The following is a 12438-nucleotide window of genomic DNA, read 5'->3' as shown; positions in this document are numbered from 1 at the left end:
TGCCGCAGCCAGGCGCCCCCGGGCAGCGTCGACGCCGTCCTGTCCCGCACCACGCACGAGGGAGCCCGCCCCGCAAGCCGGGACGGGCTCCGGAGTGCGAAATTGACCCGGATGGCGCTCTCGCCGGGAGACGTGGCGCCCGGCGGGGTCTCCTTGAGGGGCAGCCGTCGAAGGAGGTGTCCCATGTACGAGATGTGCGTAGGCCCGGAGGCCGGGACGGGGGCGCTGGTGTGGCACGTGCTGGAGCGGCACCGGGGCAGCAGTCTGTGTGGCGTCGACCTGACCACCGGGCCAGGCGCCCGACCGTCCGGAGGGACCGCGACCGACCGCCACTGTCTGCCCTGCATGGCGCGCTTCCAGGAAAGCCTGGAATCGACGGGCGGCGGTCACTCGCGCTGAACCGAGAACCGGCGGACAGCGGCCGGTGGCCCCGCCTCGGCAGCGGCTGAGGCAACGGGCTGGTTACGGTGCCCTCAAACCTTGATGGCCACCCGGTGAGGTCTTCATGATGAAGGTATGACGACTGGCTCGCGGGCCATGACCCGACTGGCGGACTGGCCGGACCTCGTGGAGGCCCGGCCCAGTTGCGGCACGGGTCGTGCGCTGCGCTGCGACGGTGCCGAGATCGCACACTTCCATTCCGGCCGGAAGGCCGACGTGCATCTGTCGGCACCGGCCATCTGGCGCCTGAGGGCCGATCTGAAGGGCTCGACCGCCCTGCGGCTGGTGCCGGGCTCCGCCTGGGTGACCGTCCGCCTGGAGTGCGAGTCGGACATCGACCTGCTGTTGACGCTGGTGAGCGTCGCTCTCAAGGCGCACCAGGGGAGCGTGCCGGGTGACCCGGCCCCGGTCGCGCGCTGCAACGAACTGCGCGGTGCCGCGATCGCGCGGTGAACGACCGGTGACGTCCCGTCAGCCGTGGAAGTTCACATAGCCGTTGCGGTCGGGGTCGGAGCCGCTCTTGGTGTACGCGTGCACGTCGGCCCGGCTGCCGGACGGCTTGTAGAAGTAGATCGTGTCCTTGTCGTTGTTCCAGATGAAGTTGCAGTTCTGGCGGTAGACGACGTTGTTCGCGTCGGAGTCGGTGCCCCTGCCGCCGCGCAGCTTCACATAGTCGCCCGGCTGCAGCGAGTGACTGTTGGTGAAGGTGAAGTGGTTCCCGGCGGAGTCCTTGACGACATAGCCCTTGAGGTTGACGGTCGTCGAGGACGAGTAGTTCTTGATCGTCAGGTACTCGTTCTTGGTGTTGCCGGTGGCGCAGTTGTTGGAGTCCGAGCCGGGAGCGTCGTACTGAACGCCCTTGAGCTTCAGGGCCGACGAGTACTCGGCGGCCTGGGCCGGCGCGGCCGCCACGGCGGCTATCAGACCGGCGGCGGCGGTGGTGGCTGCCAGGACATGGCGCTTACGCATGGGAAATCCCCCCAGTGGTGCGAGTGGAGCGCCAGGAGCCTATCTCTTTTATGAAAAACATATGGAGTGATCGTGTGGAAAGTGTGAAGTGGGCTGATCGGCGCGGTGCTGGATACCCGTGACCGCGAGGAAGACCCGGCAGTGGAGAGGGCCGGCAGCGGAGAGGAGCCCGGGTGGGCACGGAGACGACGGCGGGCGGCCAGGGCGACAACCCGGCGGACACGACCGCGGGAGCCGACCCGAGAAGGTGGAAGGCCCTGTGGGTGACCCTGGTGGCCGGCTTCATGAGCCTGCTGGACGTGACGATCGTCGCGGTCGCCCTGCCGTCCATGCAACGGGACCTGCATGCCTCGGCACCCGCCATCCAGTGGGTCGTCTCGGGCTACGCCCTGACGTTCGCCCTCGTCCTGGTGACCGCCGGACGCGTCGGCGACGCGATCGGCAGGCGTCGCATCTTCCTGCTGGCGCTGACGGCGTTCGTGGTGTGCAGCGCCGCGGCGGGCGCGGCCCCCACGATCGAGCTGCTGGTCGTGGCCCGGCTCGCCCAGGGCCTCGCCGCGGGCTGCCTCGCCCCGCAGAACTCCGCCCTCATCCAGCAGATGTTCCGGGGCGCCGAACGCGGCCGGGCCTTCGGCCTGTTCGGCGCCACCGTCGGAGTCTCCAGCGCCGTCGGCCCGGTGGTGGGCGGACTGATCCTCATGCTCGCCGGCGGTCCGCAGGGATGGCGTTGGATCTTCTACGTCAACATCCCCGTCGGCGCGCTCGCACTCGTCCTGGGACTGCGGCTGCTGCCGAGGGTCGCCCCCGGCCGCCGTGAACGGCTCGACCTGCCGGGCGTCGCCCTGCTCGGCTGCGGAGTCCTGTCGCTGATGCTGCCGCTGGTGCTGGCCGAGTCCGGCGGCGTCCGACGGCTGTGGTGGCTCTTCCTGGTCGGCGCGGCGCTCCTGTTCGCCTTCGCCCGCTGGGAACGGCGCGTCGCCACGCGCGGCGGGCAGCCGCTGCTGGATCCGGAACTGGCCACCGCCACCCGCGGCTACGCGACCGGCGCCGCCATCGCGACCCTCTACTTCGTCGGCTTCAGCGGCGTATGGCTGGTGTTCGCCCTCTACTTCCAGAACGGCGAGGGGTACTCGCCGCTGCGCTCCGGGCTGGCCGTGACCCCGTTCGCCCTCGGATCGGCGCTGGCCGCACTCGTGGCCGGCCGGCTGGTGGAGCGGCTGGGCCGGCTGCTGACCGTGTGCGGCCTGGCCGCCGTGGTTCTCGGGCTGGGCGGCGCCGTCCTGAGTCTGGGCCTGGCTCCCGCCGGCCTCGCGGTGTGGCTCGCGGCGCCCGCCCTGTTCGTCGGCGGCCTGGGCAGCGGTTGCGTCATCTCGCCCAACGTCACCATGACCCTGCGCGATGTCCCGGTACGGATGGCGGGCGCGGCGGGAGGCGCGTTGCAGACCGGACAGAGGCTCGGCGGAGCCGTCGGTACGGCCGCCCTGCCAGGCCTGTTCTACGTGGTGCTCGGCGCCCACGGCCACGACTACCGGTCGGCGGTCGCGACCGCCGTGGGCTGCGGCATCGCGCCGGTCCTCGGCGCGCTCGCGTTGGCCGTGCGCGACTGGCTACGGGACCGCAGGGCGGCCCGGGAACCGTGCCCGCCGGAGGTGTCCCACAGCCCCGTGCACGCGAGCCAGGGCTGACCTCGGGCCCGCACGGGTACGGCGGTAGGGTCCCCGGCATGGTTCATGCGGACGTGGGAATCGTGCATCCCGGCTCCATGGGAGCGCAGGTGGCCGCGCAGGCCGTGGCGGCCGGGGCCAGGGTCTGGTGGTCGGCACAGGAACGGTCGGACGCCACCCGGCAGCGGGCCGCCGCCCTGGGACTGACGGCGGTCCCGAGCATGACGGAGCTGGCCTCCGAGTGCGCGGTGATCCTCAGCGTGTGCCCGCCGGCCGCGGCCCTGGACGTCGCCCGCCAGGTCGCGGCGACCGGCTTCGACGGCGTCTACGCCGACGCCAACGCGATCAGCCCCCGCCACATGGAACAGATCACCCGGGTGATGCGGGAGAACGGGGCGACGGTGGCCGACGGCGGCATCACCGGCCCCCCTCCCCGCGAGGCCGGCACCACCCGGCTGTATCTGTCCGGCGACGACCCGGCGGTGGAGACGGTGCGGGCCCTGTTCGCCGGCACCGCGCTGACCCCGGTCGTGCTGGCCGGGCCGGCCGGCCGCGCGTCGGCGCTCAAGCTGGCCTTCGCCGCCTACAACAAGATCTCGTACGCGCTCGCCGCCGAGGCCAGCGCCCTCGCCGCCGACCACGGTGTCCTCGACGACCTCCGCGACCTCGCCGCGCACCTGCTGCCCGGCACTCCGCTGGCCCACCCGGAGCGGTTGGTGAGCGCGGGGGCCAAGGCCTGGCGGTGGGAGCCGGAGATGCGGGAGATCGCCGAGGCCTGGCGCGGCAGCGGCCTGCCGGGTTCCTTCGCGGACGCGGCGGCGCACACCTTCGACCAGTGGCGGGACCACAAGGACGACCGGACCGTGACGGGAGACCGGCTGATCTCCGACCTCATGGGCCGGCCGGCGGACGAGCCGTGACGGGCGGCCGACCGGCGGCGGGCCACGGACGGTCCGGTCAGCTCCACAGCGGATACGTCACCACGGGCGCCAGCCGCTCCGGCCTGCCCTCGGGGTAGGTGAGAGTCATGCGGGCGAACCGCCGCACATCGGGGTGCCGGGCCCAGCGCTCGGCGCGGTCGAGCCGGACGACGACCGGATACGAGTGGAACCTGCCCGCCGCGCAGTAGGGATCGCAGTCGTTGACGAGGTTGCGGCCCCTGGCCACCGCCGAGTGGGCGTCCCAGCGCGACCAGCGCAGCGCGGTGAGACGGCTGTTGCCGTCACCGCAGGCGAGCAGGAAGCGGGCCGGGCGTACGTGCGGCTTCCAGAGGCAGTCGACCAGCACGGGCGCCGCCGCCCGTCGTGTCAGGTCCGGCGCCGTCGGCGGCGCCTTCTCGGGCGCGGCGGAGGCCGTCCCCATCACCGCCGCCAACGCCAGGGCGGCAAGCAGCGTGGCCGCCTTGGTCAGCCCGTGTGCGCGCATCGCCGCTCCCCGCCGCTCATCTCCGCGTCCGCCTGATCCGACGGTACCGACCGTACGACCGTGACCGGGACCGCACCACTCGAACGGACCAACGGCAAGAGCTCCGCCGTACCGCGACTGGCGCGGTACGGCGGAGCTCTCTCGCGGAGATTACGGGGCGGTCCTAGTGGTCCGCCGCCTCGTCGGTCACGTCCGTGACCGTCCAGCGCTGGTTGGAGCCGGAGTTGGGCTGCCACGTCGTGACCGGGGCGCCCTCGTTGGTGGCCTGGCCGCCGACCTCCAGCACCCGTCCGGTGCCCGCGTTGACCAGGGTCCAGGTGTGGTCACCGGTGGTCGACATGATCCACTCGGTGGCCGGGTCACGCTCGCCGGTGTCCGGCTCGACGACGGGCACATTGTCGCGGACGGCGAGGCGCTTGCCCTCGGCCGGGTTGGCGAGGACGTACCGCTGACGGTTGCCGGTCTTGCCGTGGCGGGCGTCCAGCTGCCACTCCTGCGTGACGGTGCCGTTCGCCGCACCGATGACCAGGCTCGTCCCGTTCGCCGCGACCGTCACCGCCTTGCCGCTCTGCACACCGGTCAGGGTGTAGGAGTGGCCCTTGGTGAACAGGCCCGCGTTCTTCGCGACGCCGGAGACGCCCTTGACGGCGAAGGAGGTCACGGACTGCGCGGGGACGGTGTAGGTGGCCCTGCCGTCCACGACCTCGACCGGGGCCTGCCGCTGGAGCTTGCCGTCGGCGCTGGTCACCGTCGGCGTGACGGTCGCGTTGCCCTTGATCGTGCGGAACTTCGACAGGTCGATGGTGACCGTACGGGGCGCGGTGGTGGAGTTGACGTGGACGAGCGTGGCGCCCTTGCCGTCCTTGGTCACGGCGGCGGCGCTGGAGGTGTCGTCCACCTTGATCAGCTTGTCGCCGGGCTTGATGAAGTGCGTGAAGTTACGAGCGGTGTCGAACTTGGTGTTGGTGTAGATCGGGCAGGACGTCAGGGTGTCCTTCGCGGTGCAGCTGAACGGGAGCTGGATGCTGCCCCAGTTGCCGCCCTTGGCGGACTCGCCGCCCGGCTTCATGTTGTCGTAGTCCTCGACCGGCTGCCAGAACACCCAGGCCGTGGGCTCCAGTTCGCGCAGGTCGTTGACGATCTGCTGGGCGAGTCCGAGACCCGGCCGCATGTCGGTGAAGCTCTGGCCGTCGCCCCAGTCGCCCTCGACCTCGCTCATCCACAGCGGCTTGTCGGCCGCCTTGGCCAGGTCCCGCACGGTGGTGCGCTGCCCGGTGCCGTAGGTGTGGACGTTCATCTGGTCGACGAGGTCGCGTGACGCCTGCGAGTAGGTGTTCCAGTTCTGCGCGAAGATCGACGGGTTGGTCTCGTCCATCGCCGAGATCTCCGACTTGACCTTCGCCTTCTTCAGCGCGGGCGCCAGCGCGGCGAGGACCTTCTGCTGCAGCTCGGGGCCGATGTGCGCGCCCTCCTGGCGGCCGCCGACCGGCTCACCGTCCGCGCCCAGCTTGGTGCCCCAGTAGCCGGTGTTGGGCTCGTTGAACGGGTCGACGGTGTCGACCTTGATGCCCTCCGCCTTCTCCAGCCGCTTGGTCGCGCCCGCCAGGTAGGCGGCGAAGTCGTCGACCGAGTCGGCCTTCAGCTGGTCCTTGTTGGCGTCGAAACCGCCGGAGACATAGCCGCTCTCCGTCATGAACCAGGGCGGCGAGTTGCTGAAGGTCTCCCAGTGCGTGATGTCCTTCTTGATGCGGTCCACCCACCACCGCTGGGTGGCGTCGGCGTTGTTGTTCCAGTCGGCCGGATCGTCGGCGCTCCACCAGTCGGTGTCCTCGCGGGTGGTGCCCGCGGGCGCCTTCCACCAGCCCTCGACGGCGCCGCCGGCCCGCAGGTAGTCCTTGACGTCGGGGGCGTTGCCGCCGCCGATGTTGTACCGGGCGATGTTCAGCGCCAGGCCGTCGTCGCCGAAGAGAAGCCTCGCGAGCTTCTCGCGTATCGCCGGCGGGTAGTCGCCGGTGGCGTTGGCGAACCAGACCAGGCTGGTGCCCCAGCCCTCGAACTTCTGCTGCTTGTACGACGGGTCCGGCTGCACGGTGACGGAGGCGGTGGCCTCGGTCTGTGCCTGCGCGGGAACGCTGAGCAGAGCGGCCCCGGTGACCAGGGCCGTCAGGGCGGCGGCTGAGAGGGACCGTCTGCTGCGGGTACGGCGTGCCATCTGTGCTCCCCACTGGATTGTGGTCGCTGTGATGACCCCTCCCGCCACGGAGCGGGAGGGGACTGCCCTCGGACGGTGAATGCCGTTCGAGGAGTCATGGGTGCGGGTGCGGTGCGGTTCCGGGGGGCGCCTCAGTCGGCGGGCTGTCGCAGTACGGCGACGCCCCTGGGGCCGAGGACGAGTGTGCCGTCCGCGTCGGCGCCGCCGACGAGGATCTCGCCGGGGAAAGCGGCCACCGGCACCGTGTCGTCGGTGCGGTTGACCAGGAACAGGAACCGGCTGTCGGTTCCGCGGCGCACGGTCAGTTCGACCAGGCCCCGCACCTCCACGGGCAGTTCGCTGGTCACACCGGCCGGCCCGAGCAGACGCGGCAGCAGGGCGGTCAGACCGCTCACGCCGAGCCGCGTGGACACGTAGGCGGCCGAACCGCCGCCCGTCGTACGCCGGGTGACGGCGGGGCCACCGGCCTGCGGGCCGGTGCGGTAGCGGGCCAGGACCTCGGTCCGGGGGTCGGTGACCGTGATCCGGTCGGTCCACAGGCTGCCGGTGCTCGCGTCGTCCAGTTCGACGGTGTCCCCGTCGAGCAGCGGCCCGAACTCCTCGATGCGCAGACCGAGCAGGTCGCGCAGGGCTCCCGGGTAGCCGCCCAGCCAGACGTGGTCGTTCTCGTCGACGACCGCGGAGAAGTACGTGGTGATCAGGTGGCCGCCCTGCTCGGCGTACCGGGTGAGCTCCTTGGCGAGGTCGGAGGGCACCAGGTGCAGCACCGGGGCGATCAGCACCTGGTGGCGGGACAGGTCGGCGCGGGTGGTGATCAGGTCGGCGCGGACGCCGAGGGCCAGCAGCGCCGAGTACCAGTCGAGCGCCTCCTGCCGGTAGTCGAGCAGGGAGGTGGGGTGGGAGTCCTGCTCGCTCGCCCACCACGACTCCCAGTCGTAGACGATCCCCACCCGGGCCGGCTCCCGCTCGGATCCGGCGACCGGGGCGAGCGCGGCGAGGGTGGCGCCGAGGGCGGTCACCGCCCGGAAAAGGTCGCTGTCCTCACCGGCGTGCGGGACCATCGCCGAGTGGTACTTCTCGGCGCCGGCCGCCGACTGCCGCCACTGGAAGAAGCACACCGCGTCGGCGCCGTGCGCGACATGGAGCAGCGAGTCCCGGGCCAGGTCGCCGGGCCGCTTGGCCACGTTGACGGGCTGCCAGTTGACGGCGCTGGTGGAGTGCTCCATCAGGAACCAGGGCCGGCCGCCCGCGATACCGCTGGTGAGGTTCGCCGAGAAGGACAGCTCGTCGCGGGCCTGGGGACCGGGGTGGACGTAGTGGTCGTTGGAGACGAAGTCGATCTCCTCGGCCCAGTCCGGGTAGTTCATGCCCTTGGTGCCGGGCGTCACCATGAAGTTCGTGGTGACGGGCACGTCCGGCGTGATCTCGCGCAGGAGGTCCCGTTCCGCGCGCAGGTGATCCTTGAGCGCGTCCGAGGAGAACCGCTTGAAGTCCAGCTGCTGGGTCGGGTTGGGGTGCGAGGCGGCGAGCCTCGGCGGCAGGATCTGCTGCCAGTCGCTGTAGCGCTGCGACCAGAACGCCGTCCCCCAGGCGTGGTTGAGCGCCTCGAGCGTGCCGTAGCGGGCGCGCAGCCAGCCGCGGAAGGCGCGGGCCGCGTCGTCGGAGTAGTCGTAGATGTTGTGGCAGCCCAGCTCGTTGGAGACGTGCCAGGCGACCAGCGCGGGATGGTCGCGGTACCGGTTCGCCAACTCCCGGACCAGCCGCAGGGCGTGCTCGCGGAAGACCGGGGAGGTGGGCCGCCAGTGCTGGCGGGCGCCCGGCCACACGGTCTCGCCGTTCGCCGTGACCGGCAGGATCTCCGGGTGGGCCGTGCTGAGCCAGGGCGGCGGGGAGGCGGTGGCGGTGGCCAGGTCGACCCCGATGCCGCCGGCGTGCAGCAGGTCCATGACCTCGTCGAGCCACCCGAAGTCCCACTCGTCGGGGCCCGGCTGGATCCGGGCCCACGAGAAGATCCCCACGGACACGATGGTGACGCCGGCCTCCCGCATCAGCCGGACGTCCTCCTCCCACACGTCCCGGGGCCACTGCTCGGGGTTGTAGTCGGCGCCGTAGCCGAGACGGGGGACAAGGTCACCGTCCGCCCCGCGCGGGCGGGACAGGAGGGTGGAGATCATGGCGGTCCTTCCGGATGTGGTGCACGGGAGCGGCGCGGTGTGTCACCGCGCCGCCCGGCGTTTGCTGCTTTCCTGACTGCTTCTCGACTACTTGACGGTGAAGCCCTGCTCCTTGCCGTACTTGATCGAGGCGTCCTGCCAGGCCTTCAGGCCTGCCGACAGCTGGGTGCCGGAGATGTAGGCCTTGCCGACGGTGTCGTTGAAGATCGAGTTGGCGTACTGCTGGAAGGGCAGGTACGACCAGTCGTCGGCGACGTTGGCGGCGGACTCGGCGAAGATCTTGTTGGCCTGCTGGCCGCCGAAGTAGTCGAACTTGGTGTTCTGGAACTCGGTGGACTGAAGCTCCGCGGTGGTCGCCGGGAAGGCGCCCTGCTTGACGCGGGTCTGCACGCCGTCCTCGGCGTTGGCGTACTTGACGAAGGCGTAGGCGAGTTCCTTGTTCTTGCCCAGCGAGGGCAGGGTCAGGGAGCTGCCGCCGTTCTCGGTGCTCGCCTTGTCGCCCGTGGTCCAGGTCGGCATCGGGGCCGCGCGCCAGTCACCCTTGGCGTTCGGCACGCCGGTGACGAAGTTGGCGGGCATCCAGGCGCCGCTGGGCAGGGTGGCGAGGGTGCCGTCGCCCAGACCCTTGTACCAGTCGTCGGTCCAGCCGTTGATGGGCGCGAGGAGCTTCTCGTCGATCAGCTTCTGCCAGGTGTCGGTGTACTTCTTGGCACCCGCGTCAGCGAAGTTGATCTTCACGTCGGTGCCGTCGACCTTGTAGGGGCGCGAGCCGGCCTGCCACAGCAGACTGGTGGTGAGGCCCGCGTCGCCGGCATCGGCGGCGATGAAGACCTTGGGGTCGGCCTTGTGCAGCTTGCGGGCCGCCTCGACGTACTCGTCCCAGGTGGTCGGCACCGCGACCTTGTACTTGTCGAAGATCTTCTTGTTGTAGAACAGCGCCATCGGGCCGGCGTCCATCGGCAGGCCGTAGACGGCCTTGTCCTCGCTCACAGCGTTCCACGGACCCGGGCTGTACTTGGACGCGAGCTTGTCGGCGCCGAAGGGAGCCAGGTCGGTGAGGCCCTTGGTGAGGGCGTACTGGCCCAGGGCGAAGTACTCGACCTGGGCGACGTCGGGCACGCCCTTCTCGGCCGATATGGCGTTCGACAGGGCGGTGTAGTGCTTGTCGCCGGACCGCTCGCTCACAAGATTGATCTTGACCTTGGGGTACTTCTTCTCGAAGTCGGCCGCCACTGACTTCAGCGTGGGCTCCCAGGCCCAGACGTTGACCGTGCCGCCCTTCTTCAGGGCCGCCTGGATGTCTCCGGCGGAGACCGCCTTCTGGCCCGAGTCGTCGTCGGAGCCGCCGCACGCGGTGGCCCCCAGGGCGAGGGTGGAGAGGAGGGCGAGGCCGCGCAGCAGGCGGCCGGTCGTTCTGCGCATCGAGATGCTTCCACTTCTTCGTGGGTGGGACAGGTGGAGGGTGGTGGGGGTCAACGTGGGGCTGAGGGGCGGCCGGAGGGCCGCGGGGGTCACTCCTTGACACTTCCGGCCGCGAGACCCGACTGCCAGTACTTCTGCAGCAGCAGGAAAGCGGCGATCAGTGGCACGATGGTCAGCAGCGAACCGGTGATCACCAGGTTGTAGATCACTTCGCCGCCGATCGTCTCGGCCTGGGAGTTCCAGACGCTCAGACCCAGGGTCAGCGGATACCAGTCCGAGTCCTTGAGCATGATCAGCGGAAGGAAGTAGTTGTTCCAGGTCGCGACCGTGGTGAACAGCAGCACGGTCACGATGCCGGGGGCGAGCAGCGGCAGGGACACCGTGAAGAAGGTGCGCGCCTCGCCGGCCCCGTCGATGCGGGCCGCCTCGAGGAGTTCGGTGGGGATGGCCTCGGTGGCGAACACCCACATCAGGTACAGGCCGAACGGCGAGACCAGCGAGGGGATGATCACCGCCCACGGGGTGTCGGTCAGGCCCATCTTGCTGAACATCAGGAAGGTGGGTACCGCCAGAGCCGTACCGGGGACGGCCACCGCGCCGATGACCATCGCGAAGATGCCGCGCTTGCCGGGGAAGTCGAACTTCGCCAGCGCGTAGCCGCCGAGGACCGCGAGCAGGGTCGCCCCGCCTGCGCCCAGCACGACGTACAAGAGGGTGTTCAGCAGCCAGCGCGTGAACACGCCGTCGTCGTACGTGAACGTGTCCCGGATGTTGTCCCACAGAGCGAACTCGTGGGCGAACCACAGCCCGGACGAATCGGCCAGGCCCGTCTGGGTCTTGGTGGCGTTGATGGCCAGCCAGATCAGCGGGACCACGGTGTAGATGACCAGCAGGGAGATCATGACCGTCAGCAGCACGCTGCGCTTGGGTCGGCTGACGGAGTGCCGGCGCGGACCGCGCAGCCGCGGCGCGTTCTTGCCGGGGCCGCCGGTCTCGGCGGGTGCGGCGGGGGAGGCGGTGGTGACAGAGGTGCTCATCGGGTCACGCTCCCTTGCGCATGCCGCGCAGCTGCACGGCATAGGCGATCACCATCGTGATCAGACCCATGATGATGGCCACCGTCGCGGAGTAGTTGTGCTGCTGGCCGTTGAAGGACAGCGAGTACGTGTAGAAGTTCGGGGTGTAGTCCGTCGTGATGGCGTTGCGGGCCAGCTTCCGCAGGATGTTCGGCTCGTTGAAGAGCTGGAAGCTGCCGATGATCGAGAAGATCGTCGCGATCACGAGGGCGCCCCGGATCGCGGGCAGCTTGATCGCGGTGATGACCCGGAACTGTCCGGCACCGTCGATCTCCGCCGCCTCGTACAGCGAGTGCGGGATGACACGCAGCGCCGAGTAGAAGATCAGCATGTTGTAGCCGACGAACTCCCAGGTGACGATATTGCCGATCGACGCAAGCACCAGGTCGGGCGAGAGCGGGTCGGGCAGGGTGACGTCGAACGCCTGGTTGATGTCGCCCACCAGCCCGTACTCCGTGCCGTACATGAAGCCCCACATCAGGGTGGCGACGACGGCGGGCACCGCGTACGGCAGGAAGATCGCGATACGGAAGAAGCTCTTGCCGTAGAGCCGCCCGCTGTCCAGCGCCAGGGCCACCAGCAGGGCGATGCCGAGCATGATCGGCACCTGCACGCACAGGAACAGCGAGACCCGCCCGAGCGACTCCCAGAACTGGTCGTCCTGCAGGGCTGCCTTGTAGTTGTCCAGCCCGACGAAGGTGTTTCCACCGATCAACTGGTTGCGGTAAAGGCTCAGATAGATCGAGTACGCGATCGGAGCCAGGAACACGAGGGCGAACACGGCCACGAAGGGACCGATGAAACCCCATCCCGTCCAGGAGCGGCGGTCCCTCTTCGCCGGAGGTGGTGCCGACCGCGGTTCCGCGGCCGCCGGCGGTTGCAGCGTCGTCATGTCGTTCCTCGCTCGTTCACGTCCTGGAGCCCGGTGGTGCGGCCGGGACATCCGTCGCCGGTGGCGCTCCACCGCGATGTTTACGCAAACATCGGCCATCACGAGGATGCGGTGTGCTGTTATGTTTACGTAAACATCCGATGGCGGCATGTCTACACTGCCC

At 70.1% G+C, this 12438-nt stretch carries 11 protein-coding genes; 4 read left to right on the top strand and 7 right to left on the bottom strand.

What is annotated here, in order from left to right; translation table 11 throughout:
• Positions 1 to 183: 183 nt before the first annotated feature.
• A complete protein-coding gene (locus tag ACFYRY_RS25085) occupies positions 184 to 399 on the top strand; it encodes a hypothetical protein (protein WP_389149706.1) in 216 nt (71 codons plus the stop codon).
• A 117-nt stretch (positions 400 to 516) separates the two neighbouring features.
• Positions 517 to 894: a luciferase family protein gene (locus ACFYRY_RS25080; RefSeq protein WP_389149703.1), complete on the top strand. Its 378-nt coding sequence runs from the start codon at positions 517 to 519 to the stop codon at positions 892 to 894.
• A gap of 18 nt (positions 895 to 912) precedes the next feature.
• Here the strand turns inward: ACFYRY_RS25080 and ACFYRY_RS25075 are convergent, their stop codons facing one another.
• On the bottom strand, positions 913 to 1410 hold the full coding sequence (locus ACFYRY_RS25075) for a lamin tail domain-containing protein (RefSeq protein WP_389149700.1): 498 nt from the start codon (positions 1408 to 1410) through the stop codon (positions 913 to 915).
• Between the two features lie 173 nt (positions 1411 to 1583).
• On the opposite strand from ACFYRY_RS25075, the gene ACFYRY_RS25070 reads away from it, so the two are divergent.
• Both ACFYRY_RS25070 and ACFYRY_RS25065 read left to right on the top strand, forming a co-directional pair.
• Positions 1584 to 3095 carry an MFS transporter gene (locus ACFYRY_RS25070; RefSeq protein ID WP_389149697.1) on the top strand — a complete coding sequence of 504 codons (1512 nt, stop codon included), beginning with the start codon at positions 1584 to 1586 and terminating at the stop codon, positions 3093 to 3095.
• A gap of 38 nt (positions 3096 to 3133) precedes the next feature.
• Positions 3134 to 3994 carry a DUF1932 domain-containing protein gene (locus tag ACFYRY_RS25065; protein WP_389149695.1) on the top strand — a complete coding sequence of 287 codons (861 nt, stop codon included), beginning with the start codon at positions 3134 to 3136 and terminating at the stop codon, positions 3992 to 3994.
• Positions 3995 to 4031: 37 nt separating this feature from the next.
• Here the strand turns inward: ACFYRY_RS25065 and ACFYRY_RS25060 are convergent, their stop codons facing one another.
• The 6 genes from ACFYRY_RS25060 to ACFYRY_RS25035 form a co-directional block, all read right to left on the bottom strand.
• Complete coding sequence (locus ACFYRY_RS25060) at positions 4032 to 4499, bottom strand: hypothetical protein (RefSeq protein ID WP_389149692.1); 468 nt, start codon at positions 4497 to 4499, stop codon at positions 4032 to 4034.
• Positions 4500 to 4662: 163 nt separating this feature from the next.
• On the bottom strand, positions 4663 to 6711 hold the full coding sequence (locus ACFYRY_RS25055; RefSeq protein WP_389149689.1) for an RICIN domain-containing protein: 2049 nt from the start codon (positions 6709 to 6711) through the stop codon (positions 4663 to 4665).
• Positions 6712 to 6842: 131 nt separating this feature from the next.
• Positions 6843 to 8885 (bottom strand): beta-galactosidase, encoded by a 2043-nt coding sequence (locus tag ACFYRY_RS25050; RefSeq protein ID WP_389149686.1) that lies wholly within the window; start codon positions 8883 to 8885, stop codon positions 6843 to 6845.
• An 87-nt stretch (positions 8886 to 8972) separates the two neighbouring features.
• On the bottom strand, positions 8973 to 10307 hold the full coding sequence (locus ACFYRY_RS25045; protein WP_389149683.1) for an ABC transporter substrate-binding protein: 1335 nt from the start codon (positions 10305 to 10307) through the stop codon (positions 8973 to 8975).
• 89 nt (positions 10308 to 10396) lie between these two features.
• A complete protein-coding gene (locus ACFYRY_RS25040) occupies positions 10397 to 11344 on the bottom strand; it encodes a carbohydrate ABC transporter permease (RefSeq protein WP_389149680.1) in 948 nt (315 codons plus the stop codon).
• Between the two features lie 4 nt (positions 11345 to 11348).
• The gene (locus tag ACFYRY_RS25035; RefSeq protein WP_389149677.1) at positions 11349 to 12275 is read right to left on the bottom strand and encodes a carbohydrate ABC transporter permease; all 927 of its coding nucleotides are present in this window, start codon (positions 12273 to 12275) and stop codon (positions 11349 to 11351) included.
• Between the last annotated feature and the right edge of the window lie 163 nt (positions 12276 to 12438).

The sequence above is a fragment of the Streptomyces sp. NPDC005263 genome (assembly GCF_042872365.1).
In the GTDB taxonomy this organism is placed as follows: domain Bacteria; phylum Actinomycetota; class Actinomycetes; order Streptomycetales; family Streptomycetaceae; genus Streptomyces.
Note: the sequence above shows the minus strand (reverse complement) of the source record. Positions and strands in the feature narration are given on the sequence as shown.